This window comes from Afipia sp. GW822-FHT03D08 (assembly GCF_058801645.1).
The window spans coordinates 216,426-242,432 of sequence record NZ_JBXANK010000002.1 but is presented as its reverse complement, the minus strand read 5'-3'; the positions used below and the strand labels follow the sequence as shown (position 1 = coordinate 242,432).

The following is a 26,007-nucleotide window of genomic DNA, read 5'->3' as shown; positions in this document are numbered from 1 at the left end:
AAGACTCGTCCCGACTCTCAAAATCCCATCGCTGCGCCGTCGCTGCGTGGATCGGTCGCTCCCTCGAACATTCCGTCGGCGTGACGTACGACAGCGCCGGCGTGGCCCATGGTCGAGGTGAAAGCCGGCAGGATCTCGATGTCGTGACCGGCATCTCGCATGGCCTGAACCACCGCCGGATCGAAACGGTCTTCCAGCTTGAGCGTTACTGTGGCGTCGCCCCATGTCTTGCCGAGCAGCCAGCGCGGCGCGGTGATCGCGGCCTGCAAGCCCTGACCGTACATGGCATAGCGGCTGAACACGGCGGACTGGCTCTGGGGCTGCCCTTCGCCGCCCATGTTGCCATAGACCATGCGGCGGCCATCGTCGAACAACGCCATCGCCGGGTTGAGGGTATGGAACGGCTTGCGGCCGGGACGCAGCGCGCGCGGTCCATCGCCATCGAGCAGGAAGCTCGAGCCGCGGTTCTGCCAGACGATGCCGGAATTCTCCAGCACGCAGCCGGAGCCGAATTCGAAGTAGATGCTCTGGATGAAGCTGACAGCGATGCCGTCCTTGTCCACGGCGCCCAGCCACACGGTGTCGCCCGGATTGACCGGCATCGGCCATGGCAGCGCGCGCTTACGGTTGACGTTGGCCGCGAGTCCGTCGAGCGTCGCGGAGGTCAGGTAGTGTTCGGCCTTTTCCTCCATCAATGCAGGGTCGCCCACGATGCGGTCCCGCACGAGAAACGCCTGCTTGGTGGCTTCGACAACGCAATGGAGATACTCGAACGTTTCGGCTTCCTTGACGCCGAGCCGCTCGAAGATCGCGAGGATCATCAGCGAGGCGAGGCCCTGCGTCGGCGGCGGGAAGTTGTACAGCGTCGCGCCCTTGACCGCGACCGACAGCGCCTGACGGCGCTGCGCTTTCTGTGCAGCAAGATCGGCCAGCGTGACCGGAGAGCCACAGCGCGCCAGATCCGCGGCGATCTCCTTCGCCAGTGCGCCGGTGTAGAAATCCATTGGGCCGTGCTGGCCGAGCCGCTTCAGCGTTGCGCCGAGCGCGGGCAGCTTCATCAACTGGCCTTCCTTCGGCAGCTTGCCGCCAAGCAGGAATGTATCGACAAAGCCCGGCGAGTCTTTCAGTTCGGCGAATTTCGTCTCGGTCAATTCCTGCTGTGTCGCGGTGATGGCAAAGCCGTTCTCGGCGGACCACGCCCCATCTTCCACAAGCCGGGACAGCGGAAGTTTTCCGCCCATCTCCTTGTTGATCGCGATCACCTCGGCCCAGCCGGACAGCGTGCCAGCGACTGTATTGGCGGCGAGGGGACCGCGTGATGGAATTGCGGACAGACCCTTGCCCTTGTAGAATTCAACAGTCGCAGCCTGTCCCGCTGCGCCGCAGCCGTCCACTGCAATCGGTGGCTTGCCGCTGGCGGAAATCAGCCAGAAGCCATCACCGCCGATCGAGTTCATGTGCGGATAGACAACCGGCAGGCTCGCTGCCATGGCCAGCGTTGCCTCGATGGCGTTGCCGCCTTCGCGCAGCACGCGCAGCCCGGCTTCGCTGGCGAGATGGTGCGGCGAGGTTACCATGCCGCGGCGGGAGCGAGGCGTATTCAGCATTGATCGTATCCATGGTCTAGCGTTGACGCGCCGACAATGGACGCTATGCCATATGTAAGTGAATACTTCACTTTTGGCAAACCGCAAAATAACCGGCTTTCGCCGGGTATTTTGGCGTGGATCGCTAAGAAACCTATTCGGCGGGGGCAGCCAGAGGTGTGCCGGGTGCGGCGTGCCCGAACCATGCCATCCGCCATGGTTTCAAGACGAACAGGGCGAGCAGGCCGGTCAACACATCCATGACGATGATCAGGCCGAAAACCGGCATCCAGCTCCCGGTGGATTCACGGATCATTGCTGCAACCGGGCCGCCGAGCACAGAACCGATACCCTGGGCCATGTAGAGAAATCCATAATTCGTGGTCGCGTTCTTGGTGCCGAAGGTGTCGGTCAGGGTGGAGGGGAACAGCGAAAATATCTCGCCCCAGCCGAAGAACACGACGCCCGACAGCAGCACGAACGCAAGCGCGTTGTCGCGGAAGGCGACCATCAATGCGATGGCGATGCCTTCGAAGATAAACGCGAGGCCCATCGTATTCTCACGTCCGATGCGATCCGATACCCAGCCGAAGAATGGCCGGGTCAGTCCATTGGTGATGCGATCGATGGTGAGCGCGAGCGGCAGTGCCGCCAGACCCCAGACCATCACATTGGCGACGCCAAAATCCTTGGTAAAATTTGCGAACTGCGAAATCACCATCAGCCCGCCGGTGGACATCATCGTCATCATGACGAACATCAGCCAGAAGATCGGTGTCTTCAGCATCTGCTTCGGTTCGTAATCCACGGCCGAGGTTGCGACCTTGATCGAGGTCGCCGCTGCCGCGGTCTCTCCGGCTTTGGGATTGCGTAAACCGAGCGCGGCCAGAAGGCCAACGGCGCCGAGAATGATGCCGAAGGTGATCAGCGTCGACTGATATGTCGAACTCTTCAGCATGGCGTCGATCGGGAACGTGGTCAGGATCGCGCCGAACCCATATCCGGCGGCAACCATCCCCGTGGCGAAACCGCGCCGGTCCGGGAACCAGCGCACCATCAGGCCGACAATGCCGACATAAACGATGCCGGTGCCGATGCCGCAAAACAAGCCATAGGTTGCATAAAGCGCGGTCAGCGATGTTGCATAGGCCGAGAGTACCCATCCCAGTCCGCTCAGAACGGTGCCTGCGGCGATCAGGAGCTTTGGTCCGAAACGGTCGATCAGCCAGCCCTGTGCCGGCGACAGCCATGTTTGCAGGACGATCAGCAACGAGAAGGTGATCTGGATCGCGGGAAGCGTTGCGCCCGTTGTGGTCTGGAAGGATTTGACGAACAGCGTCCAGACGTATTGCGGGCTGGAGATCGCCATCATCGCGATGACGCCCAGCAACAGTTGAATCCAGCGTGCGTTGCTTGCCTTGAGATCGGTGGTGAGACTCATGCCGGTTTTCTCCATGGTTGGAGAAAACACAGCAATGTACGTGCCACTCACCTTATCGGCGTTATGCGTTTGTGGGGTGGTGGCACATGCATTTTTGAACGGAATGAATCCGTGGTCGAAGTGTTCCTTACACCTTGACCATTCGCTTGCCGCGATTCTCGCCGGCGAGAAGTCCGATCAGCGCGTTCGGCGTGTTTTCCAGGCCGTTGATGATGTCTTCCTGCACCTTGATCTTGCCGGCCTTCACCCACGACTGGAGGTCAGCCATCGCGGCGTCACGCTGATCATTGAAGTCGGTGAAGATGAAGCCTTGCACGATCAGGCGCTTGACGACGATCAGTCCTGGGACGCCCCGGGGGCCGTGGGCTGGCGGCGTGCCGTCATAGGCCGACACGGCTCCACAGCAGGAGATACGGCCGTGCTGGTTCATCTGCGGCAGGCAGGCTTCGAAAATATCGCCGCCGACATTGTCGAAGTAAACGTCGATGCCGTTCGGTGCGGCCGCCTTCAGCGCTTTGAACACGGGCTCGGACTTGTAGTCCACCGCCGCATCGAAACCGAGCTCCGAGACCAGCCAGTTGCACTTCTCCTTGCCGCCCGCGATGCCGACCACGCGGCAGCCCTTGATCTTGGCAATCTGCCCGACGAAGGAGCCGACCGATCCTGCGGCGGCGGATACCACGACGGTTTCGCCTGCCTTCGGCTTGCCGACGTTGAGCAGGCCGAAATAGGCGGTGAGACCTGCCACGCCGTACACGCTGAGCAGGTTGGTGATCGGATCGATGCGCGGCACCTTGACCAGATGTTTTGCGCGGACCACGGCGTAGTCCTGCCAGCCGGTATCGCCGAACACCAGATCGCCGGCGGTGAAGCCCGGCGCATTGGATTTCACCACTTCGGCAATGGCGCCGCCCGCCATCACGGTATTGGCCTCGACGGCTGCACGGTAGGTCGCACCCTGCATCCAGGCGCGGTTGGCCGCATCGAGCGAGATGTAAAGCACCCGCAGCAGAACCTCGCCGTCCTTGGGTTCGGGAATGGCTGCTTCCGCCATCTTGAAATTCTGGGGCAGCAGCTTTCCGGTCGGCTTCTCGACCAGCAGAATCTGACGATTGGTCTGTGTCATAGGCATTCCTCCGCAGGGCTTGTGTCTTTTTATCCCGCGACGATAGCAGCCTTTGATCCGGGATTGGAACGGGGTGGAACCGAGCCATGTTGAGGGCGTTCTTCTCGGAGTGGACCGCAGCTTGCTTGTCTGAGTATGGCCGCGCTGAGAGCGGGTCTGCGTCCTCGGAAGTGCCCTAATCTCACCGGAATTGTGGCCCGTTCTTAGCGCAACTGCATATTTCGAGAGCAGGGGGCCTGATGAGAGACGTGGTAAGTCCTTCCCTACGGCGCATTCTTTGTGTTTTTCCCCGATATTCCCCCTCATTTGGCACTTTCGAATACGCATACCCTCTGACCGATGGCGTTCAGGCTTTCATGCCCCCGCAGGGCCTCCTGCTGATCGCGGCCTCGCTTCCGGCCGGGTGGGAGGTCCGCTTTATCGACGAGAACATCAGGGCGGCAACCGACGAGGACTTCATTTGGGCGGACGCTGCGTTCGTCAGCGGCATGCATATCCAGCGGCCGCAGATCAACGATATCTGCCGGCGGGCGCATCAGCATGACTTAGCCGTGGCGCTGGGCGGTCCTTCCGTGAGCGCGTGCCCGGAATATTACCCGGACTTCGATTACCTGCATGTCGGCGAACTTGGCGACGCGACCTATGAACTCTTCCGGCGTCTGGGAAGGGATTCCGCGCGGCCCGATCGTCAGGTGATCCTGACGACCAAAGAGCGTCGGGATATGGCGGCGTTTCCGCTTCCAGCCTATGAGCTGCTTCCGCTCAACAAGTATTTCATCGGCAGCATCCAGTTTTCGTCGGGCTGTCCGTATCAGTGCGAGTTCTGCGACATTCCGGCGCTGTATGGCCGCAACCCGCGCCTCAAGTCTCCAGAGCAGGTGATCGCCGAACTCGACAAGATGCTGGAATGCGGCCTCGCGGGCGCGGTCTATTTCGTCGATGACAATTTCATCGGCAACCGGAAGGCGACGTTGGACCTGCTTCCGCATCTGGTCGAATGGCAGAAGCGTAACGGATACGCGATCCAGTTTGCCTGCGAAGCGACGCTGAACATCGCGAAGCGCCCGGAAATCCTGTCGCTGATGCGCGAGGCGTACTTCACGACGCTGTTCGCGGGCATTGAGACGCCGGATCCTGACGCGCTGAAGGCGATGTCGAAGCAGCACAATATGATGGTCCCGATCCTGGAGGGCGTGCGAACGTTGAACAGTTACGGGCTGGAGGTGGTGTCCGGCATCATTCTCGGTCTCGACACCGACAAGCTCGATGCCGGCGAGGGCATTCTCGAATTCATCGACCAGTCCCAGATTCCACTGCTGACCATCAATCTGTTGCAGGCGTTGCCGCGCACGCCTCTGTACGATCGCCTGAAGCGCGAGGGCCGTCTGATCGAGGACAGCGATCGCGATTCCAACGTCGATTTCTTCCTGCCCTACGAACACGTCGTCTCGACATGGCGGGAATGTATGGGCCGGGCTTACACGCCGGGGAAACTGTTCGCGCGGTTCGAGCATCAGGTGCGCGAAACCTATCCGAACCGGTTTCAGCCGCCAAACAGCAAGCAGCGGCTGTCATGGAGCAACATCAAACGCGGCATGACGATGCTCTCGAACATCATCTGGCGCGTCGGTGTGAAGGGCGACTATCGCCGCGAGTTCTGGAAGTTCGCATGGCCGCGCCTTAAAACAGGCGATATCGAGCGGGTCATCAGCGTTGGTCTGGTCGCGCACCATCTGATAGTATTTGCCCGGGACGCTTCAAGCGGGCAGCAGAATGCTTCATATTATTCGACAAGATTGCGGGATATGTCCGTCGCTGCTGAGTGATGCGCGCCTGACGGCATCGCCAGCCGCCTTGTCGTCCGGGCATTCATGAAACAGCCGCTGGTTTACGACGTCGTTGTCCTCGGTGGAGGCGCGGCGGGCTTGATGTGCGCCAGCGTTGCGGGAAGCCGCGGCCGGCGCGTGGTGGTGATCGAACAGGCGAAGCGGCCTGCCGAGAAGATCCGCATTTCTGGCGGCGGGCGCTGCAATTTCACCAATCTGCACGCGACGCCTGCGAATTTCCTGTCGCGCAATCCGCACTTCTGCAAGTCTGCGCTGAGCGGCTATACGCAGCACGATTTCATTGCGCTGGTCGAGAAGCACCGCATCGCCTATCACGAGAAGACGCGCGGACAACTGTTCTGCGACGACTCCTCGCAGCAGATCATCGACATGCTGCTCGATGAATGCGGAGCTGCGGGTGTGACGCTGCATCCGGGCACGAAAATCTCATCTGTTGCGAAGGGTGAGAGTGGCTTCACGGTCGTCACCGATCGCGGCGAGATCCGCGGGCAATCGCTGGTGATCGCGACCGGCGGTCCTTCGATTCCGAAAATGGGATCGAGCGGTTTCGGCTACAAAATCGCCGAGCAGTTCGGTCTTAAGATCGTCCCCCCGCGCGCGGGGCTGGTGCCGCTGACATTCGATGAGGCTTTGCTGGCGCGGTCCAAAGACCTCGCGGGCGTTGCTGTCGATGCGGTGGTGAGTTGCGATGGGGTGCAATTCGATGAGGCGATGCTGTTTACCCATCGGGGATTGAGCGGCCCGGCGATCCTGCAAATTTCATCCTATTGGCGCGACGGCGACGATATTCAGATCGATATGGCGCCGGGTGTTGATGTTTTCGCCGCGCTGAAAGAGTTGCGGCGGGATCATCCTCGCCAGGAGCTGGCGACCGGGCTTGCGCGGCTATTGCCGTCGCGGCTTGCGCAGAGGATCGCGGAGGCGGGTGGTGGAATGTCGCGAATGGCGGACATGTCCGATCGCCAGTTGCAGGCGGTGGCTGCGCTCGTGAACAAGTGGCAGGTGACGCCGCGCGGGACCGAAGGCTACCGTACAGCGGAAGTCACGCTGGGCGGGGTGGATACGGCGGAATTGTCGTCGAAGACCTTTGAATCCAGGTCGGTCCCCGGTTTGTTTTTCATTGGCGAGGTGATCGACGTCACCGGCCATCTTGGCGGTTTCAACTTCCAGTGGGCCTGGTCGTCGGGGTTTGCCGCCGGCCAAATCGTCTGACCGGTTCCCTGGAAGCTATCGAGACGGGTTTTCAGCCCAAACCTCCCTATAAACACCTGAAATTGCACGAATATTTCGTCAGAATGGAGGATTGTCTTCAGGGGCGCGAACCTGCTAATCGACTGCGGCGGAGGCCCACGGTTGCCGCCGTCCCAAACCTGCTCGCGAGCCTGAATTGTCAGCTGAAATACCATTGGTCACCGCTGCCGTAGCCTTGGCGATCTGGGTCTATCTGATTGTGGCCCGGGGCGACTTCTGGCGAACGCAGAAGTTCGATGACCTTGCGCCTGCGCCCGGCTTCATGAACTGGCCGCCGGTCGCCGTCGTCGTGCCGGCACGCGATGAGGCTGCGGGCGTCGGTGCCTGCGTGACCTCGATCCTCAGCCAGTCTTATCCCGGCGCGCTGTCGATGATCCTGGTCGATGATCAAAGCCAGGACGGCACCTCGCAGATCGCAAGCGAAGCCGCGGCAAAGATCGGCGCATCGGATCGTCTGACGGTTTTACAGGGCCGCCCGTTGCCGTCGGGCTGGACGGGCAAGCTCTGGGCGGTGAAGCAGGGGCTCACGCTGGTCGAAAGCAGTGCAACGCAGCCTGAATATGTTCTTCTGACGGATGCCGACATCGTTTACTCCGGCGATTTGTTGATGCGGCTGGTGGCTCGCGCACAAAACGAAAAGCTCGCGATGACGTCGATCATGGCGAAACTTCGCTGCGAGAGCTTGGCCGAGAAATATCTGATCCCGGCCTTCATCTTCTTCTTCGGGATGCTTTATCCGTTCGGTTGGGTGCGCAGCCGCACGCGCGCGACCGGTGCGGCCGCCGGCGGATGCATTCTGGCGCGATGGGACGCGCTGAAGAATGCCGGCGGTATCGACGCCATTCGCGGGTCGCTGATCGATGACTGCGCACTTGGTGTACGGCTGAAGACGCAGGGACCGGTATGGCTTGGTTTCTCGCAGAACGTCGTCAGCGTTCGTGCATCGGATACCGTTGGTGACGTGGGACAGATGATCTCACGTTCAGCCTATGCGCAGTTGCACTATTCGCTGGCGCTTTTGATCGGAACCATCTTTGCGATGACAATCGTGTTCCTCGCACCGGTCCTTATTGTGCTGTTCGGTCACGGCCTTGCGGCGGTATTTGCGGCCGCCGCGTGGCTGCTGATGGCCCTCGCGTTCCAGCCCACGCTGCGATACTATGGGCAGTCGGCTCTCTGGGGACCGGCGCTTCCCGCAATCGCAGTCGCTTACATGGTGTTCACGGTCAACTCCGCGATCCAGCATTTTCAGGGGCGTGGCGGAATGTGGAAAGGCCGCGCCCAGGCACAGGTATCCAGCTCGCAATGACAACAGCAGGCGAATTGCGTTCAGGCAAAAGCCACAAGGACGAAAACTTCCCGGTCGCGTCATGGATCATCCATCCGCGCCACCGGGCGCTGATCCTTGCGTTCTATAATTTTGTGCGCACCGGCGACGACGTCGCCGATCATGCGACGCTGCCCGCGCAGGAGAAGCTCGACAAGCTCGATCTGCTGGAAGCCGAACTGCTGGGTAAGGGCGACACGCAGCCGGAAGCGGTGGCGCTGCGCAAGGCGTTTGCCGAACGCGGAATGTCCCCGAAGCATGCGCAGGATTTGCTGAACGCGTTTCGTCTCGATGTCACCAAGCTGCGCTACGAGAACTGGGACGAACTGATCCACTACTGCTCGCTCTCGGCGATGCCGGTCGGCCGCTTTATGCTCGACGTTCATGGCGAGGACCGCTCGACGTGGGCGGCGTCCGACGCCATCTGCGCCGCGTTGCAGATCAACAACCATCTGCAGGATTGCGGCAAGGACTATCGTAATCTCAATCGGGTCTACATTCCGCGCGACGCACTGGCGGCATCGGGTGCTACTGTCGAGATGCTCGGAGAGGCGCGTTCCACGCCAGCGTTGCTGAAATGTCTGCAGGCGCTGGCGCGGCGCACCGAGACGCTCTTGCACGAGGGCCGTTCGCTTCCAGGCGAGATCAAGGACACCCGGTTCTCGCTGGAGGTCTGCGTGATCGATGCTTTCGCCGACAAGATCGTGAACTTGTTGAAAGTGCGCGATCCGCTCAGCGAGAATGTCCATCTGTCGAAGGGGCAGATGGCGGGCGTTGCGCTATCCGCGATGGCGGGTGGCTTGTTCCGGCGCGTGACGGGGCAAATGCCACGTCCGGCCAGCACCGGACGTGTGATCTGACATGACCTCAACGAGCACAGCGCCGCACGCCGCCGCGCCGGAAGCGAATGTTCAGGGCGTTGCCTCGGGCAGCTCGTTCTACGCGGCGATGCGCATCCTGCCGCGCGAGCAGCGCGAGGCGATGTTCTATATTTACAGTTTCTGCCGTCAGGTCGATGACATCGCCGACTCCGATGGTCCGCGCCCTGAACGCCTCAAGGCGCTGGATCAATGGCGGCGCGACATCGATGCGCTTTATGCCGGGAAACCACCTCAACATCTGCGCGACTATGTGCCGTCGGTGAAACGGTTCGGTCTTCGGCGCGAAGACTTCATCGCCATCATCGATGGCATGGAAATGGACGTCCCCGCCGACATTCGCGCGCCTGATGCGCGGACGCTCGATCTTTACTGCGATCGCGTGGCGAGCGCGGTGGGGCGGCTGTCGGTGAGGGTATTCGGCCTCGGCGAGGAGGACGGCATCCTGCTGGCGCATCATCTTGGCCGCGCGCTTCAACTCACCAACATCCTGCGCGACATCGATGAGGACGCCGGTATCGGCCGGCTTTATCTGCCGCGCGAAAGCCTCAACGCCGCCGGCATCATGTCCAACGATCCGTTGGTGGTTGCCTCCGACCCGCGGCTGCCGCGTGCCTGCGAAGGCATTCTGAAGCAGGCGCGAGATCATTTCGCCAAGTCGAACGACATCATGGCGCGCAATTCGCGGCGCGTGGTCCGTGCGCCGAAGATCATGTCGGAATACTACCACGCGATCCTCGAGAAGCTCGTGGAGCGCGGCTTCGCTCTGCCGCGCAAGCCGGTCAAGCTCAGCAAGGCGGCCAAGATTTTCATTCTCATTCGGTACGCATTCATCTGATGGCAAAAGCTCATATCATCGGCGCCGGGGTCTCCGGCCTGTCCGCGGGTGTACGGCTCGCGAATGAAGGATTCGAGGTTCACGTCCACGAAGCGACCCAGCAGGCCGGTGGCCGCTGCCGTTCTTATTATGATGGCGCGACGGACATGGTCATCGACAACGGCAACCATTTGCTGCTGTCGGGCAATCTTCATGCACGCTCCTATGCGTTGTCGATCGGGAGCGAGCACGGTCTCGTCGGCCCGGAGCGCGCGCAGTTCGATTTCGTCGATCTGAAAGCGGGCAAGCGCTGGATGCTCGATCTCGGCAATGGCCGTTTGCCGACATGGGTATTCGATAAGTCACGCCGCGTGCCGGAAACGGGCGTGGGCGATTATCTCGCGTTGGCTCCGCTCGCCTGGGCCGGCAACGATGCACTGATTGGCAACACGATCAAATGCGAGGGCAAGCTTTATGAGAGGCTTGTACAGCCCTTGATGCTTGCGGCGCTGAACGTCGATCCGCCGGATGGCTCCGCGGGCCTCGCTGGTGCCATCGTGCGTGAGACGTTGCTTGCAGGCGGCAAGTCCTGCCGTCCGCTGATTGCGCGCGAAGGATTGAGCACGGTGCTGGTCGATCCGGCGTTGAAGCTGATCCGGGAGAAGGGCGGTACAGTCAATCTTGGCCACGAACTGCGCCAGATGCTGATGGCTGGCGAGTCCATTTCGATGCTGGAATTCGGTGACGACACGATTGTCGTTGCGCCAGGCGATGTTGTCGTGCTGGCGGTTCCGCCGCGCTCCGCATCGTCGATCCTGCCGGGTCTCAAGACGCCCACCAAGTTCCGCGCCATCGTCAACGCACATTTCCGCTACGATCCGCCGGACAACATGCCGCCAATGATGGGCGTGATCGGCGGCCTCATCGAATGGCTGTTCGCATTTCCGCAGCGGCTGTCCATCACAATCAGCGATGCCGACCGGCTGGTGAATGTGCCGCGCGAGCAGCTTGCCCGCGACATCTGGCGCGACATCTGCAAGGCTGCGGGCATCAGTGATGAGGTGGCGGAGGGGGCGCTGCCGCCGTGGCAGATCGTGCGAGAGCGCCGTGCCACATTTGAGGCAACTCCGGAACAGAATGCCATGCGCCCAGGGCCGGTCACTGAGTGGAAAAACCTATTCCTCGCCGGGGACTGGACTGATACGGGACTGCCAGCGACCATCGAAGGCTCGATCCGCTCTGGCGATCGCGCCGCCGATCTGGCGCTGCAAATGCGATAGCGGACAGACATGCAGGGCATGACTCTCGAAGATCACAACGCCGGAGCCGCCGCACCGTCAGCGGCGGCTGTCGATGCCAGCATCGCGGCCGCGAGCAGCGCCGTGCTGGACTATCGCAAGCCCGACGGCCATTGGGTGTTCGAGCTTGAAGCCGACGCCACGATTCCGGCCGAGTATGTCCTGCTGCGCCATTATCTGGCCGAGCCGATCGACACTGTACTGGAAGGCAAGATCGCGAATTATCTGCGCCGCATCCAGAACGAGAACGGCGGCTGGTCGCTGTTCTACGGCCATGAGTTCGATATGAGCGCCAGCGTGAAGGCCTACTTCGCGCTGAAGATGATCGGCGACTCGCCGGACGCGCCGCATATGAAGAAGGCGCGCGAGGAGATGCTTCGCCGCGGCGGAGCGATCAAGAGCAACGTGTTCACGCGCATCATGCTGGCGCTGTTCGGCGTCGTGACATGGCGTGCCGCGCCGATGATGCCTGTCGAGATCATGCTGCTGCCGCGCTGGTTTCCGATTCACCTGACCAAGATTTCGTACTGGGCGCGCACGGTGATCGTGCCGCTGCTGGTGCTGATGAACAAGAAGCCGCGTGCGCGCAATCCGCTCGGCGTCGGCATCGATGAGCTCTTTCTGGAAGACCCGAAATCCATCGGTATGACGGCGAAAGCGCCGCATCAGAGCCAGCTCTGGTTCACGGGCTTCAATCTTCTCGACAAGGTCCTGCGCGTTGTCGATCCGCTGTTTCCGAAAGCCCCACGCCAGCGTGCCATCGACAAGGCCGTGGCGTTTGTCACCGAGCGCCTCAACGGCGTCGATGGTCTTGGCGCGATCTTCCCGGCGATGGCCAACACCGTGATGATGTATGATCTGCTCGGTTATCCGAAGGATCATCCGCATTACGTTCTGGCGCGGCAGTCGATCGAGAACCTGCTCGTCATCAAGGATGACGAAGCTTACTGCCAGCCGTGCGTCTCGCCGATCTGGGATACCGCGCTGACCGCACACGCGATGATCGAGGTCGGCGGCGAGAAGGAAGTTGCGTCGGCAAAGGCGGCGCTGGACTGGCTCAAGCCGAAACAGGTGCTCGACGTCGAGGGCGACTGGATCGAGAAGCGGCCGGGCGTGCGCCCTGGCGGCTGGGCTTTCCAGTACAACAATGCGCACTATCCCGATCTCGACGACACCGCCGTTGTCGTCATGGCGATGGACCGTGCGCGCGGAACGCTCAACGCCGGCACCAAGTACGACGAGTCGATCGCGCGCGGCCGCGAGTGGATCGACGGTCTGCAAAGCAAGGACGGCGGCTGGGCAGCGTTCGACGCGGATAACCTCGAATACTATCTGAACAACATTCCGTTCTCGGACCACGGCGCGCTGCTCGACCCGCCGACCGAGGATGTCACCGCGCGCTGCGTTTCGATGCTGGCGCAACTCGGCGAGACCGTGAAGACCAGTGAGGCTCTGGCGCGGGGCGTCGAGTACTTGCGCCGGACGCAGTTGCCAGATGGGTCATGGTTCGGGCGCTGGGGCGTGAACTACATCTACGGCACATGGTCGGTGCTCTGCGCTCTGAACGCCGCCGGCGTCGATCACGCGGACCCCGTGATGGCGAAAGCCGCGGACTGGCTGATCGCGATCCAGAACAGCGACGGCGGCTGGGGCGAGGACGGCAACAGCTACCGGCTCGACTACCGGGGCTATGAGAAGGCTGATTCGACCGCCTCGCAGACGGCCTGGGCGACGCTGGCGCTGATGGCGGCTGGGAAGGTGGACCATCCCGCGACTCAGCGCGGAATCGCCTATTTGATTCAGTTCCAGGGCAAAGACGGGCTTTGGAGCGAGCCGCAGTACACCGGGGGCGGGTTCCCACGTGTGTTCTATTTGCGATACCACGGATATTCTAAGTTCTTCCCCTTGTGGGCGCTGGCGCGGTACCGGAATTTGCGTAATACTAACAGCCGCTTCGTGGGGATCGGAATGTGATTATTGGCGCGGGCGGGGACGCCGCACACGACGGGCTGCCAGTCCTGATTGTTACTGGCTTGAAACAGGAGGCCCGCATCGCTGCCGGCCCCGGTCTCACCGTCATCTGCAGTTCAAGCAATCCAGTTCAGTTGCGCGAAATGATGACGTCGTTCGATCCGGCGAGCATTCGCGGCATCGTGAGCTTCGGCGTCGCCGGCGGCCTCAACCCTTCGCTCAAGTCAGGTGACGTCGTTGTCGCCTCTCATATCGTCACCGCGAAACGGCGCTGGTCGACCGAGGGGTCGCTGACGGAAAATCTCGTCGCATTGCCGACGAGGCGCCGCCGCTCGATCGTTTCGGGCGTCCTTGCCGGTGTCGAAGAGGTTGTCACCGGTCAGGTGGCCAAGGCTGCGCTGCGCGCCACCACCGGCGCCGATGCGGTCGATATGGAGAGCCATATCGCCGCGAGATACGCCGAATACAACGGCCTGCCGTTTGCGGCGGTGCGCGTGATCAGCGATCCGGCGCACCGTGCGCTGCCGGAATTGACGATGAGCGCCATCAAGCCGAACGGCAACGTCGATATGTGGAAGGTGATGCGCGGGATCGCGCGTAACCCGAAATCGATTCCGCATCTGATTTCGACGGGACGCGACTTCAGCCGCGCGCTCCGTTCGCTGAAAGGTTGCCGTGAGGCTCTGGGCTGACCCGAGCCTTTCTTTAAGCAAGAGCATAAGGAAACAAAAAAGGCGCGAGCGATGCTCGCGCCTTTTGAATGAGTGCGGTCTGAAAATCAGGCCGCGGTCGATGCGTTGGTTGCTGGAGCCGCAGTCTGCGCAGCGAGCTTCGCTGCCTTGGCTTCCGCTGCTTTCGCTTCGTCGGCACGGATTTCCGACAGGCGCTTCTGCACTTCCGACGAGAACACGTATTGTGCCGGACGCTGCTTCGACAGGTCGATCTCAGGCGCCATAGGCCCGCTGGTTTTGATGCCGAACAGCGAGACCTTCAATGCCTTGAACGGGTTGCTGACAGCAGCGTTTGCAGCGGTCGGCTCGTAGCCGCAATGGGCCATGCAGTCGGCGCACTTCTCGTACTTGCCGGTGCCGTAGGTGTCCCAATCGGTGGTTTCCATCAGCTCCTTGAAGGTCTTGGTATAGCCTTCACCGAGCAGGTAGCAGGGCTTCTGCCAGCCGAAGATGTTGCGGGCAGGCATGCCCCACGGCTCGCACTCGAAGTTCTGGTTGCCGGCGAGGAAGTCGAGGAACAGGCCGGAGTGCATGAAATTCCACTTCTTGCCCTTGCCGAGCGCGAACACGTCGCGGAACAGCTTCTTGGTCTTGGTGCGGTTCAGGAAGTGCTCCTGATCCGGCGCGCGCTCGTAGGCGTAGCCGGGCGACATCGAGACGCCGACCCCAAGCTCGGTCGTGAAGTCGAGGAACTTAGCGATCTCCTCGGCCGGATGGCCGTCGAAGATGGTCGCGTTGACGTTGACGGTGAAGCCGCGTGCCTTGGCAGCCTTGATCGCGGACACGGCGCGGTCGAACACGCCCTTCTGCGACACAGCCTTGTCGTGGTGATCCTTCAATCCATCGAGATGGACGGAGAAGAACAGATAAGGCGAGGGCTCGAACAGATCGAGCTTCTTCTCGAGCAGCAGCGCGTTGGTGCAGAGCGAGACGAACTTCTTGCGCTCGACCAGGCCGCGCACGATCTCGCCGATCTCCTTGTGGATCAGCGGCTCGCCGCCCGGGATTGCGACCATCGGCGCGCCGCACTCGTCGGCGGCATCCCAGCACTCCTGCGCCGACATGCGGCGGTTCAGGATCGCATCGGGGTAATCGATCTTGCCGCAACCGACGCAGGCGAGGTTGCAACGGAAAAGCGGCTCCAGCATCAGCACCAGAGGATAACGCTTACGTCCAAGCAGCTTCTGCTTTACGAGGTACGAGCCGATCTTGATCTCTTTGAAAAACGGTATCGCCATGAACGTTTATCTTTCTTGCATCGCAGGAGAGAGGCGCGGTTGACGTTGGGTCAGCTCCGCGGGCAGTCTGAACTCGATATTTTCCTCCCGGCCCGGCAGCACGGACACTGTCACCGGTCCGATTCTCCGCAGGGCGTCAATCACATCGTCCACCAGCACCTCAGGCGCCGAGGCGCCCGCGGTGATGCCGACGGTCTTCGCGTCTTTCAACCATTCAGGATTGAGCTGGCTGCCGTCGGCGATGAGGTAGCTCGGGACGCCGACTTCGGTCCCGATCTCGCGGAGGCGGTTGGAGTTGGAACTGTTCGTCGCGCCGACAACCAGGATGACATCGACGAGCTTGCTGAGATCTCGCACCGAAGACTGGCGGTTTTGTGTCGCGTAGCAGATGTCGCGGGTATCGGGGCCTTCGAGGTCGCTGAAGCGGTCTTCAAGAGCCGCGATGATATCGCGGGTGTCGTCGACGCTCAGCGTGGTCTGCGTGATGTAGGCCATCGGCTCGTCGCTCGGCAGATCGAGCGCCGCCACGTCCTCGACGCTCTGCACGAGGATCACGGGGCCGGGGACCTGACCCATGGTGCCGACGACTTCAGGGTGACCTTCATGGCCGATCAGAACGAGCTTGCGTCCCTTGGAAACATAGCGCTTGCCCTGGTTATGGACCTTGGTCACGAGCGGGCAGGTGGCGTTGAGAACGGGGAGACCGCGTGCGGCAGCTTCTTCCTCGACGCTCTTGGCGACGCCATGGGCGCTGAACACGGTGATGGCATTCGCCGGCACTTCGTGCAGATCCTCGACGAATACCGCGCCCTTGGCTTTCAGGCTTTCGACCACGTACTTGTTGTGCACGATTTCGTGGCGGACGTAGACCGGCGGCCCATACTTCTCGAGCGCACGTTCGACGATCTCGATCGCGCGCACGACTCCGGCGCAAAATCCGCGCGGCTGAGCCAGCAGGATTTTCATTTCGGATTTCATGGGCACGTGATCAAGCAAGCTGCACCGCGCTGATCTCGCCTTCGCGGCCCAGCGCCTCGAAGACGCGCGTCACGATGCCCTTGGCGTCGAGGCCAGCCTTTGCGTACATCGCAGCCGGACTGTCCTGATCGATGAATGTATCCGGAAGAACCATGGAGCGAACCTTCAGTCCTTTATCGAGCGCGCCGTTCTCTGCAAGGGTATGCAAGACCTGCGCCCCGAAGCCGCCGATCGAGCCTTCCTCGATAGTGACGAGCACGCCATGATCGCGCGCCAGACGCAGGATCAGATCCGCGTCGATCGGCTTGGCAAATCTGGCATCAGCGACGGTCGTCGTTAAGCCATGGGTTTTTAGAATGTCTGCAGCTTTCAGGCATTCCTGAAGGCGGGTGCCGAGAGACACCAGCGCTACAGAGCTACCTTCGCGGACGATGCGGCCTTTGCCGATCTCCAGCGGAACGCCGACCGACGGCAGGTCGACGCCGACACCGTCGCCGCGCGGGAAGCGGATGGCGGACGGGCGATCATTAATTGCAGCGGCAGTCGCGACCATGTGAACCAGTTCGGCCTCATCGGCCGCGGCCATCAGAACCATCCCCGGCAGACAGCCGAGATAGGCGAGATCGAACGAGCCCGCGTGGGTCGGTCCGTCTGCGCCCACGAGGCCCGCACGGTCAATGATGAACCGGACCGGCAGACCCTGAATGGCGACGTCATGCACGACCTGGTCGTAGGCGCGCTGCAGGAACGTGGAATAGATGGCAACGAATGGCTTCAGTCCTTCGGAAGCAAGGCCGGCGGCGAAAGTCACGCCATGCTGCTCGGCGATACCCACGTCGAAGGTCCGCTTGGGGAAGGCCTTGCCGAAAATATCGACGCCGGTGCCGGATGGCATGGCGGCCGTGATCGCGACGATCTTGTCGTCTTTCTCGGCTTCCTGGACCAGGCTCTGGCCGAACACCTTGGTATAGGCGGGGGCGTTGGCCTGAGCCTTCGCCTGCTTGCCCGTCGCAACATCGAATTTGACCACGCCGTGATACTTGTCGGCGGATGTCTCGGCCGGGGTGTAGCCCTTGCCCTTTTCGGTGACGACGTGGATCAGGGTCGGGCCGACTTTCGAATCCCGCACGTTCTTGAGGACAGGAAGCAGATGGTCCAGGTTGTGACCGTCGATCGGGCCGACATAGAAGAAGCCGAGTTCCTCGAACAGGGTTCCGCCGGACAGGAAGCCGCGGGCATATTCCTCGGCGCGCTGCGCGCCCTTCTCGATGAACTTCGGAAGGCGCTTGGCGACCTGCTTGCCGATCTCGCGCAGCGACCGGTAGGTGTTGCTGGACGTCAGGCGTGACAGATAAGCCGACATGGCGCCGACTGGGGGCGCAATCGACATCTCGTTGTCATTGAGAATGACGATCAGGCGCGAATCCATCGCGCCGGCATTGTTCATTGCCTCATAGGCCATGCCGGCAGACATCGCGCCATCGCCGATTACTGCGACGATATTTCGCTCCTCGCCGGCGAGATCCCGCGCGACGGCCATGCCGAGCCCTGCTGAAATGGACGTCGACGAATGCGCAGCGCCGAAACAATCGTATTCGCTCTCTGCGCGCTTGGTGAAACCCGAAAGACCTCCGCCCTGACGCAGGGTGCGAATCCGGTCGCGCCGTTCCGTCAGAATCTTATGGGGATAGGCCTGATGCCCGACATCCCAGATGACGCGATCTGAGGGCGTATTAAAAACATGATGTATTGCAACCGTCAGTTCAACGACACCAAGACCGGAGCCGAGATGACCACCAGTTACCGCAACCGCGCTGATCGTTTCGGCGCGAAGTTCTGCCGCAACTTGAGGCAGGTCGCTTTCCTTCATCTTCCGAAGGTCGGCGGGCGACTTGATTGCGTCGAGCAATGGGGTTGAAGAGGTCATACCAAGGCTTCCAATGCGACTGTGGAACAAGACGAGAACATTTTGCAGTGTAGCATTATTGCAGCTATGCAGCAGTAGTTCTGAGGAACTGCTGGTTAAATGCCACTATTGTGTGACTTAAGGGCATCGTTTGAGGCATCAGTAAGTTAACGGCTTGCCTCCCCGGCAGTTGCCTTTACCCCAAGCTGGCCGCCAGAAATAGAAAGAAAACCTGTGCTGACAAGGACTATTGTATCGCTTGTTCGTTTTTGCACGCGCCATGCATGGCTGGTCCTCGTGGCTGGCTTGGCTTTGGCTGCCGTGGCGGGCGTCTATTCCCACCGGAACTTTGCCATCAATACCGATGTTGCGACGCTGATCTCCCCTAATCTGGACTGGCGAAAGCGCGAAATCGACTTCGAAAAGGCCTTTCCGGGCCGAAATGACTCGATTTTGGCCGTTGTAGAGGCGCCGACCCCGGAACTCGCCCGGCAGGCTGGCGACGCCCTTGAGAAGAAGTTGCGGCCACAGACCGAAAGGTTCATTTCGATCCGGCGACCCGGCGGTGGGCCCTTCTTTGACAATAACGGTCTTTTGTTCTTGCCGACCCCGGAAGTGGCCAAGCAGACCGGGCAACTGGCCTCGGCGGCCCCGCTTTTCGACATTCTGGTGGACGATCCCAGCCTGCGGGGCCTGACAGGCGTCCTGGAATTCGGTCTGGCGGGTTCCCAGCGGGGGCAGTATTCGCGCGATTCCATGGCCCGCCCGCTGAACCTGGTGGCCGATACTGTCGAGAAAGTCGTCGCGAACAAGCCAGCGACCTTCTCCTGGAAGGAACTGTCCAGCAACGAGGCGTTGACGCCTGCTGACACCCGCACGCTTCTCCTGATACGGCCTGTGCTCGACTTCAAGGCGCTGGAGCCGGGCGGCGCCGCGGTCGATGCCATTCGCAAGGCGGCCGAAGACGCCAAACTCGCGGTGGATTACAGCGCCAAGGTCCGTCTCACGGGGCCAGTTCCGATCGCAAACGATGAGTTCGCGACGGTGCAGGAGGGGGCGCTCGTCACCCACACGGGGACGGTCCTGATCGTGCTCTTCATCCTGTGGTGCGCCCTGAAGTCATCCAAGATCATCGGTTCGGTGTTCATCACGCTTGTCATCGGTCTGTCGATCACCACCGCCGTCGGACTGATGCTGGTCGGCGCGTTCAATCTGATTTCGATTGCGTTCTTCGTCCTGTTTGTTGGTCTCGGTGTGGATTTCGGCATTCAGTACAGTGTGCGCTATCGCGCCGAGCGCCATGAAATCGATCAGCTTGATCCGGCGCTCGAGAAGGCCGCCGAGTATTCCGCCGTTCCGCTCACGCTTGCGGCGGTGGCCACGGCGGCCGGATTCCTGTCGTTTCTGCCAACCGATTACAAAGGCGTGTCGGAACTCGGAAAGATCGCCGGCGCGGGCATGATCATCGCATTCATCGCCGCCATCACCGTGCTGCCCGCGCTGCTCAAGATTTTCAATCCTCCGGGCGAAGCCGAACCGCTCGGTTTCAAATTCCTGGCGCCGGTCGACAGTTTCCTGGAGCGGCATCGCGTCGGTGTTGTTGCCGCGACGCTCGGGGTGGCCGTTTTGGGTCTGCCGTTGCTGTATTTCCTGCAGTTTGACTTCAATCCCATGAACCTGCGCAGCGCGAAGGTCGAGTCGGTGGCGACGTATCTGGATCTCCGCCGAGATCCCAACACCGGCACCAACGCCGTCGAAGTCATGGCTCCTTCCGCGGCTGCGGCTAAGGAAATTCAGGAACGGCTCGCCAAGCTTCCTGAAGTATCGCGCACGATCTCGCTGGATACCTTCATTCCTGATGACCAGCCGGCCAAGCTTGCGATCATCCGCAAGGCGGCGGCATCGCTCAATCCGATTCTGAATGAGACATCGCGCGGCTCCGCGCCGTCCGACGAGGAAAATGTCGCTGCGCTGAAGGGCTCGGCGGAAAGCCTGCGCAAGACCGCGGGCGACGACAAGGGACCGGGGGCGGTGGCCGCACGGCGGCTTGCGGCAGCACTGGACAAGCTTGCTCAGGCTGAAAAAGCCACGCGCGAGAAGGCGACGGCAACCTTCATTTCGCCTCTGAATGTTGCGCTGGATCAGGTTCGGGGTCTGCTCAAGGCCCAGTCGGTGAGTGTAAAAACCCTTCCGCCGGACATCCTGCACGATTGGACGTCTGCAGACGGCAGAACGCGCGTCGAAGCTCAGCCGAAGGGCGATCCCAATGACAACGATACATTGCGCGCCTTCGCGGGTGCTGTTCTGAAAGTTCAGCCTGACGCGATTGGCGGGCCGATCTCGATTCTGAAATCCGGCGATACCATCGTCAAAGCGTTCATCCATGCCGGTTTCTGGGCCCTGCTGTCGATTGCGATCCTGCTCTGGATCGTGCTCAAGCGGGTCGGCGATGTGCTGTTGACGCTGGTCCCATTGGTTTTGGCAGGTGTCGTGACGCTCGAGATCTGCGTCCTGATCGGACTGCCGATGAACTTCGCCAACATCATCGCGCTGCCGCTGCTGCTTGGCATCGGCGTCGCGTTCAAGATCTACTATGTGACCGCATGGCGGGCCGGGCAGACCGACCTGCTGCAATCGAGCCTGACGCGTGCGATCTTCTTCAGCGCGATGACGACCGCGACAGCGTTCGGCAGCCTTTGGCTGTCGAGCCACCCCGGCACGTCAAGCATGGGCAAATTGCTGGCGCTGTCGCTGGTGACGACGCTGGCAGCGGCAGTGCTGTTTCAGCCAGCGCTCATGGGCAAGCCGCGCGACACAGAGCAGAAATAAAGGCCTGCCGGATTATTTGGCAGGCGCTGATGCAATCTCGGGGAGGAGGCAAATTTCGGAAGTGGCCTGATCGCCAGCCTTCGCGCCTTTCGGAGCCGCAGTCTTCGGCGCGCCGACAGGGGTCGGGAACGGTGGTGCGGCCGTTGTCTTCGGAGCCGGTGGGTTTCCTGTTGTTTTGGGAGCGCCCGGAGCTGCCGCGCCGGCCTTGGCCCCACCGGGAGCGGCGGAGCCCTCAGCCACGCGCGTCCAGGTCTGGCCGCCGCACAGGATCATGGCGACGCAGCCTTCGACGCGCAGCGAATTGGACGACTTGAGCTGGATATTGGCGTCATAGGTCTTGCCGCTGGTGGCGTCGTAGATCTGGCCTTCCCACTTGTCTTTCTCGTCATCCGCTTTCTTCATGTTCAGAAGGATGGGGATGCCCAGGGTGGGACGCGTCCGCTTGGTCTTGTCAGGGTTCTTGCTGTCGAGGTTGCCCGGAATTTGTTCAGAGGCGATGACCCCCCAAAGCCTGGAGTTGCACTCAACGATTCGGATCGTCGCCTTGTCATCCTCGACCTTCCACTCGCCCAGCGGTTCGGCAGCAGAGGCAGCTCCGGCGGCAGCGAGCAAGAACATTCCACTAAAGGCTAGTTTCCGCATGAATCCTCGCGTGCATTGCAACCAATTTAAACACAAAGGCCGTGCATTGTTCCAGAGATTGACAAAACGACGCATACACTAATTTCAGTTGACTAGAAGCCTGACAAACGAAGTATGTATGACATCATGCAGCCAAATCTAGACATTTCAGAGATGTTCGCGGATCGCCAGTTTCAGCGCAACGCTCTGCACACGCGATATCTCAATGAGCAACTCGTCCGGGTGCTCAAAACCATCGGCTACGACGTCGGCTTTCAACGCGGGCAGGGCCAGTATCTGTTCGACCGCAACGATGATCGTTACCTCGATCTGTTGAGCGGGTTCGGCGTCTTTGCTCTTGGCCGCAATCATCCGACCGTCAAGGACGCCCTCAAGAGCGTCCTGGACAGCGATCTTCCAAACCTCGTTCAGCTCGATCTGTCCACGCTGGCCGGCATTCTGGCCGAGCGCCTGATCGCGCACGTGCCGTATCTGGACAAGGTATTTTTTGCGAATTCAGGGACGGAGTGTGTCGAAGCCGCCATCAAGTTCGCGCGCGGTGCGACCGGCCGGACCGGCATCGTTTATTGCGACCATGCGTATCACGGCCTGTCCTACGGTTCGCTGTCGCTGACCGGCGACAAGAATTTCCGTGACGGCTTCGGACCGTTGCTGCCGGACACCTTCTCGATCCCGTTCAATGATCTCGCCGCGCTCGAGAAGGCGCTGGCCTCTCGCCAGATTGCGGCCTTCATCGTCGAGCCGATCCAGGGCAAGGGCGTCAACATGCCCGACGACGGATATCTCGCGGGCGCTGCGGCGCTGTGCAAGCGCTATGGCACACTGTTCGTGGCCGATGAAATCCAGACCGGAATGGGCCGTACAGGGCGGTTTCTTGCGGTCGAGCACTGGAACGTCGAGCCCGATATGGTGCTGCTGTCGAAGTCGCTGTCTGGCGGTCACGTCCCGGTTGGAGCCGTCCTGACGCGCAAGGCGATCTTCGACAAGATCTTCGACCGGATGGATCGCGCGGTGGTCCACGGCTCGACGTTCTCCAAGAACGATCTCGCCATGGCTGCCGGCATTGCGACGCTGGAGGCCCTCAAGCAGGAGAAGGTGATCGAGAACGCGGCGGCGCGCGGCGCCGAACTGCTTGCGACCCTGTCAGCGATGATCCCGCGCTATGAACTCTTGAAGAACGTGCGCGGCAAGGGATTGATGATCGGGGTCGAATTCGGTCCGCCGAAGTCGCTCAAGCTCAAGGCCTCATGGGCGATGCTGGAGGCGGCGAGCAAGGGTCTGTTCTGCCAGTTGATTACGATCCCGCTGTTCAAGGATCACAAGATCCTCAGCCAGGTCTCCGGCCACGCCAGCCACACAATCAAGCTGCTGCCAGCGCTCACGATCACGCAGGAAGATTGTAACTGGATCACAAGCTCGTTCGATACGGTGATCGAAAACAGCCACCGTGTTCCCGGCGCGATCTGGTCGCTCGGCAAGACGTTGGTCGACAACGCTGCAAGAAAAACAGCCTGACCGAGCAAATCAGCCTGACGAGCGGTCAGGCTGATTTTATTATCCGGAATTAATCAGGAAGAACGCTGCGGCTCACTGGCCGTGGCTCTTGAGAACAGCATCGCACTTCTTGCTGATCTTGGCGCGGTTGGCCTGCAGGCAACCAAGAATCACGAAATCGCCATCGTTCATTACCTGACGGCAATGACGTGAAACATCGGGAGCACAGGCTTTCTGTTCTTCCGGGGTGCCGCCGCGCTGCGGAGCCGGGGCCTGTGCGAAGGCGCCAACGGTCGCCGAGACGAGCAGAGTGGTTGCAAGAAGTGCTTTGAGCATCATTATCCCTAGCGTTCGATTGACCAGGCTATAGGTCGAACATATCGGGATGCCAGATACAAGTCTCCACGCTATGGCACAGGCATCGTATTTCGCCGGGTGTGGCGTTGATGCACGGCTTTTTCGCGCCACAGCATTGCGGAAAGATGGAACGCCAACTCTTGCCACAATTTGGCGCGGGTTCGCTTGTCTAGCGCGCCGACAATTGCGATGGCGCAACCGGGTTCCGTTGCACCAGAACAAAGGCGACGATCAGCGTTGGAACGAGAATGGCAAGCGCGATCGCCATGATCTGCCATTGAGAGACGGGCATGATGCCGCCCCCTGGCGTCGCAAGAACAAATCCTCCGATGACCAGCAACGCGCGGAGAGGCCATTCCAGCGCGCCCGCCCGCCGCAAGTCGCCGATGAAGGCCTGGTAGCCCTGAATGCCTCCGCAGATGAACAACGTGCCGATTCCGGCCAGCGTCATCAGACCAAGCGCTGCGAGATAGGGCGCATCGCCTTGCAGCACGAGGGCCGGGTTGAGCACAAAAAAGAAGGGGATGAAGTAGATGATGCTGCCGACCCACATGGACTCCCAGCCGGTCTTCATCGCCGGCGAACCGGCGATGCCCGCTGCCGCGAAGGAAGCGATCGCCACAGGAGGCGTGATGGATGAGAGCATGCCCCAATAGAAGATGAACATGTGCACAGCCATCTTGTTGAGGCCGACCTTCTCGAGCGCCGGCGCTACGAGAATGGCGAGGAAGATGTAACAGGCCGTCGTGGTCAGGCCGAGTCCCAGCACCAGACTGGTAAAGGCACACATCACCAGAAGCAGAAAAGCGTTGTCACCGGCGATTGTCAGCAGATCATTGGCGAGACTCGAGATCACGCCGGTCATCGAGAATGCGCCGATCAACAGGCCGCAGCCTGCCAAGATGCCTACCAGTTCGACGAAGGTGCGTCCGTTCACTTCCAGGAACTTGCTGATCGTCGCAACAGTCCAGCGGGTGTCCTTGGAGAATAGCTGATTGAGAATGAGCAGGAGAACGGTCGCGTAGAAAGGCGCGTGACTTTCGCGCTTGAAGTACAGCAGCATCACGACCAGCAGCGCGATGACGAAAATGTAGTACCAGCCTTCCTTGACGGTGTCCCAGACCCGCGGCAATTCGGAGCGTGGAATGCCGGCAAGGTTGTGCCGCGCGGCGTAGGAGTCCACCTGCATGAAAAGGCCGAGATAATAAAGCGCGGCTGGAATAATCGCCGCCACCGCGACGTCGGCGTAGCTGACGTTCAGGAATTGCGCGATGACGAATGCGGTCGCGCCCATCACCGGCGGCGCGAGGACTGCACCGGTCGAAGCACAGGCTTCAATGGCTGCGGCGTAGGACGCGCGAAAGCCACTCTTTTTCATGACGGGAATCGTCATCGTGCCTGCGGTCAGCACGTTGGAAATGATCGAGCCCGACATCATGCCGAGAAGGCCGCTGGCGAAGATGCAGACCTTGGCAGCGCCGCCGCGGAACGTTCCGCAAAGTGCGAACGCGATGTTGATGAAGAACTTCCCTGCGCCGGTCATCATCAGCGCCGTGCCGAACACGAGAAAGCCGATCACCGTATCGGCGAAGGCCTGGATCGGAATGCCCAGCAGGCTTTCGCCGGAGAGGACATGGTAGGCCGTAGCCTGATCAAGGGTGGATTGGGTACCGCGGAAGGGTCCCAGCCAGCTTGATTCCGCAAACAGCGGATAAACGGTGAAGGGAAGCACGCAAAGCAACAAGCTCCAGCCGCCGGTGCGGCGCAGGGCTTCCATCAGCACGGCCCACATGACCAGGCCACCTGCTATGACCGGTGTCGGCGCGCCTGCGAATTCCCATCCGAGGGCCGCGGCCTTGCGAATGTTCATCATCAGCCAGATTGCCGAAGCGAATGTCGCAACGAACAGGACGATATCGTACCAGGGAATCCGATCTAGCGGAGCCTTCTCGCTTCCCGGAAAAATCAGGAAGGTGAAGGGCAGCATCAGCGCGATGAGCAGATAGAAATACTCGGTGTTGAGCTGGGTGTAGCCGATGAAGAAGCGCAACGTGAATTGCTGATTGATACAGAGCAGGATCGTCGCCGCGGTCGCTGCAACGAGCCCCCAGCGCCAACCACCGCGAAGGGTCCGCACGCGGGTGACTTCGGCTTCCTGCAAGCCGCCGACACCCGCATGCGGATCATCGAACACGACCTTCTTTTGCACTGAGTTAATTGTGGCAGCCGCAACCGGAGCGACTGCTGTATTTTGGGTGTTGTCGGACGAAGCTGACATTGGCAGTACCGG

19 protein-coding genes are annotated in these 26,007 nt (G+C 61.0%); 10 read left to right on the top strand and 9 right to left on the bottom strand.

The features are described 5' to 3' along the window. Positions 1 to 17: 17 nt before the first annotated feature. The 3 genes from AC1RM7_RS16180 to AC1RM7_RS16170 all read right to left on the bottom strand — a co-directional run bounded on the left by AC1RM7_RS16180 (position 18) and on the right by AC1RM7_RS16170 (position 4,153). Complete coding sequence (locus AC1RM7_RS16180) at positions 18 to 1,607, bottom strand: gamma-glutamyltransferase family protein (RefSeq protein ID WP_024920595.1); 1,590 nt, start codon at positions 1,605 to 1,607, stop codon at positions 18 to 20. A 133-nt stretch (positions 1,608 to 1,740) separates the two neighbouring features. Beyond that, positions 1,741 to 3,027, bottom strand: a complete 1,287-nt coding sequence (gene oxlT, locus AC1RM7_RS16175) for an oxalate/formate MFS antiporter (protein WP_006019752.1) — start codon at positions 3,025 to 3,027, stop codon at positions 1,741 to 1,743. A gap of 127 nt (positions 3,028 to 3,154) precedes the next feature. After that, the gene (locus tag AC1RM7_RS16170; RefSeq protein ID WP_024920594.1) at positions 3,155 to 4,153 is read right to left on the bottom strand and encodes an NADP-dependent oxidoreductase; all 999 of its coding nucleotides are present in this window, start codon (positions 4,151 to 4,153) and stop codon (positions 3,155 to 3,157) included. 239 nt (positions 4,154 to 4,392) lie between these two features. Between AC1RM7_RS16170 and AC1RM7_RS16165 the strand changes: the two genes are divergently transcribed. The 8 genes from AC1RM7_RS16165 to AC1RM7_RS16130 all read left to right on the top strand — a co-directional run bounded on the left by AC1RM7_RS16165 (position 4,393) and on the right by AC1RM7_RS16130 (position 14,234). Beyond that, positions 4,393 to 5,979, top strand: a complete 1,587-nt coding sequence (locus tag AC1RM7_RS16165) for a B12-binding domain-containing radical SAM protein (RefSeq protein ID WP_024920593.1) — start codon at positions 4,393 to 4,395, stop codon at positions 5,977 to 5,979. Positions 5,980 to 6,024: 45 nt separating this feature from the next. Then, positions 6,025 to 7,212 (top strand): BaiN/RdsA family NAD(P)/FAD-dependent oxidoreductase, encoded by a 1,188-nt coding sequence (locus AC1RM7_RS16160; protein WP_024920592.1) that lies wholly within the window; start codon positions 6,025 to 6,027, stop codon positions 7,210 to 7,212. Positions 7,213 to 7,405: 193 nt separating this feature from the next. After that, a complete protein-coding gene (locus AC1RM7_RS16155) occupies positions 7,406 to 8,560 on the top strand; it encodes a glycosyltransferase (RefSeq protein ID WP_244434479.1) in 1,155 nt (384 codons plus the stop codon). Then, positions 8,557 to 9,438, top strand: a complete 882-nt coding sequence (gene hpnC / locus AC1RM7_RS16150) for a squalene synthase HpnC (RefSeq protein WP_024920590.1) — start codon at positions 8,557 to 8,559, stop codon at positions 9,436 to 9,438. The genes AC1RM7_RS16155 and hpnC overlap by 4 nt, the downstream gene beginning before the upstream one ends. Before the next feature lies 1 nt (position 9,439). Then, positions 9,440 to 10,294: a presqualene diphosphate synthase HpnD gene (gene hpnD / locus AC1RM7_RS16145; RefSeq protein WP_006019758.1), complete on the top strand. Its 855-nt coding sequence runs from the start codon at positions 9,440 to 9,442 to the stop codon at positions 10,292 to 10,294. Next, complete coding sequence (hpnE, locus tag AC1RM7_RS16140; protein ID WP_024920589.1) at positions 10,294 to 11,553, top strand: hydroxysqualene dehydroxylase HpnE; 1,260 nt, start codon at positions 10,294 to 10,296, stop codon at positions 11,551 to 11,553. The genes hpnD and hpnE overlap by 1 nt, the downstream gene beginning before the upstream one ends. An 18-nt stretch (positions 11,554 to 11,571) precedes the next feature. Beyond that, a complete protein-coding gene (shc, locus tag AC1RM7_RS16135) occupies positions 11,572 to 13,545 on the top strand; it encodes a squalene--hopene cyclase (RefSeq protein WP_024920588.1) in 1,974 nt (657 codons plus the stop codon). After that, positions 13,542 to 14,234, top strand: a complete 693-nt coding sequence (locus AC1RM7_RS16130) for a phosphorylase (protein WP_024920587.1) — start codon at positions 13,542 to 13,544, stop codon at positions 14,232 to 14,234. The genes shc and AC1RM7_RS16130 overlap by 4 nt, the downstream gene beginning before the upstream one ends. Before the next feature lie 86 nt (positions 14,235 to 14,320). On the opposite strand, the gene hpnH is transcribed toward AC1RM7_RS16130, so the two are convergent. The 3 genes from hpnH to dxs are packed head-to-tail and all read right to left on the bottom strand — an operon-like array spanning position 14,321 to position 18,416. Beyond that, positions 14,321 to 15,511, bottom strand: coding sequence for an adenosyl-hopene transferase HpnH (gene hpnH, locus AC1RM7_RS16125; protein WP_006019763.1), 1,191 nt, complete (start codon positions 15,509 to 15,511; stop codon positions 14,321 to 14,323). A gap of 6 nt (positions 15,512 to 15,517) precedes the next feature. Beyond that, on the bottom strand, positions 15,518 to 16,477 hold the full coding sequence (gene ispH / locus AC1RM7_RS16120) for a 4-hydroxy-3-methylbut-2-enyl diphosphate reductase (protein ID WP_152544161.1): 960 nt from the start codon (positions 16,475 to 16,477) through the stop codon (positions 15,518 to 15,520). A 22-nt stretch (positions 16,478 to 16,499) separates the two neighbouring features. Beyond that, complete coding sequence (dxs, locus tag AC1RM7_RS16115; RefSeq protein ID WP_024920585.1) at positions 16,500 to 18,416, bottom strand: 1-deoxy-D-xylulose-5-phosphate synthase; 1,917 nt, start codon at positions 18,414 to 18,416, stop codon at positions 16,500 to 16,502. Positions 18,417 to 18,629: 213 nt separating this feature from the next. Here dxs and hpnN point away from each other — a divergent pair, with 213 nt between their 5' ends. Continuing rightward, a complete protein-coding gene (gene hpnN / locus AC1RM7_RS16110) occupies positions 18,630 to 21,224 on the top strand; it encodes a hopanoid transporter HpnN (protein ID WP_024920584.1) in 2,595 nt (864 codons plus the stop codon). 12 nt (positions 21,225 to 21,236) lie between these two features. On the opposite strand, the gene AC1RM7_RS16105 is transcribed toward hpnN, so the two are convergent. Then, positions 21,237 to 21,941 (bottom strand): DUF2147 domain-containing protein, encoded by a 705-nt coding sequence (locus AC1RM7_RS16105; protein WP_444826205.1) that lies wholly within the window; start codon positions 21,939 to 21,941, stop codon positions 21,237 to 21,239. Positions 21,942 to 21,989: 48 nt separating this feature from the next. Here AC1RM7_RS16105 and AC1RM7_RS16100 point away from each other — a divergent pair, with 48 nt between their 5' ends. After that, complete coding sequence (locus tag AC1RM7_RS16100; protein ID WP_024920582.1) at positions 21,990 to 23,381, top strand: aspartate aminotransferase family protein; 1,392 nt, start codon at positions 21,990 to 21,992, stop codon at positions 23,379 to 23,381. 72 nt (positions 23,382 to 23,453) lie between these two features. Here AC1RM7_RS16100 and AC1RM7_RS16095 read toward each other — a convergent pair whose 3' ends face one another. Together AC1RM7_RS16095 and AC1RM7_RS16090 are read right to left on the bottom strand one after the other, a co-directional pair. Further along, positions 23,454 to 23,696 (bottom strand): hypothetical protein, encoded by a 243-nt coding sequence (locus AC1RM7_RS16095; RefSeq protein ID WP_006019769.1) that lies wholly within the window; start codon positions 23,694 to 23,696, stop codon positions 23,454 to 23,456. Positions 23,697 to 23,886: 190 nt separating this feature from the next. Then, on the bottom strand, positions 23,887 to 25,995 hold the full coding sequence (locus AC1RM7_RS16090) for a TRAP transporter permease (protein WP_051472514.1): 2,109 nt from the start codon (positions 25,993 to 25,995) through the stop codon (positions 23,887 to 23,889). Positions 25,996 to 26,007: the final 12 nt, after the last annotated feature.

Excerpts from the sequence above, each read along its gene's own strand:
- AC1RM7_RS16090 (WP_051472514.1), bottom strand. The coding sequence starts at position 25,995 with ATGTCAGCTTCGTCCGACAACACCCAAAATACAGCAGTCGCTCCGGTT.
- AC1RM7_RS16105 (WP_444826205.1), bottom strand. The coding sequence starts at position 21,941 with ATGCGTCGTTTTGTCAATCTCTGGAACAATGCACGGCCTTTGTGTTTA.
- AC1RM7_RS16095 (WP_006019769.1), bottom strand. The coding sequence starts at position 23,696 with ATGCTCAAAGCACTTCTTGCAACCACTCTGCTCGTCTCGGCGACCGTT.
- hpnE (WP_024920589.1), top strand. The coding sequence starts at position 10,294 with ATGGCAAAAGCTCATATCATCGGCGCCGGGGTCTCCGGCCTGTCCGCG.
- dxs (WP_024920585.1), bottom strand. The coding sequence starts at position 18,416 with ATGACCTCTTCAACCCCATTGCTCGACGCAATCAAGTCGCCCGCCGAC.
- AC1RM7_RS16165 (WP_024920593.1), top strand. The coding sequence starts at position 4,393 with ATGAGAGACGTGGTAAGTCCTTCCCTACGGCGCATTCTTTGTGTTTTT.
- hpnD (WP_006019758.1), top strand. The coding sequence starts at position 9,440 with ATGACCTCAACGAGCACAGCGCCGCACGCCGCCGCGCCGGAAGCGAAT.
- AC1RM7_RS16180 (WP_024920595.1), bottom strand. The coding sequence starts at position 1,607 with ATGCTGAATACGCCTCGCTCCCGCCGCGGCATGGTAACCTCGCCGCAC.
- ispH (WP_152544161.1), bottom strand. The coding sequence starts at position 16,477 with ATGAAAATCCTGCTGGCTCAGCCGCGCGGATTTTGCGCCGGAGTCGTG.
- AC1RM7_RS16160 (WP_024920592.1), top strand. The coding sequence starts at position 6,025 with ATGAAACAGCCGCTGGTTTACGACGTCGTTGTCCTCGGTGGAGGCGCG.
- hpnH (WP_006019763.1), bottom strand. The coding sequence starts at position 15,511 with ATGGCGATACCGTTTTTCAAAGAGATCAAGATCGGCTCGTACCTCGTA.
- hpnC (WP_024920590.1), top strand. The coding sequence starts at position 8,557 with ATGACAACAGCAGGCGAATTGCGTTCAGGCAAAAGCCACAAGGACGAA.
- shc (WP_024920588.1), top strand. The coding sequence starts at position 11,572 with ATGACTCTCGAAGATCACAACGCCGGAGCCGCCGCACCGTCAGCGGCG.
- AC1RM7_RS16170 (WP_024920594.1), bottom strand. The coding sequence starts at position 4,153 with ATGACACAGACCAATCGTCAGATTCTGCTGGTCGAGAAGCCGACCGGA.
- oxlT (WP_006019752.1), bottom strand. The coding sequence starts at position 3,027 with ATGAGTCTCACCACCGATCTCAAGGCAAGCAACGCACGCTGGATTCAA.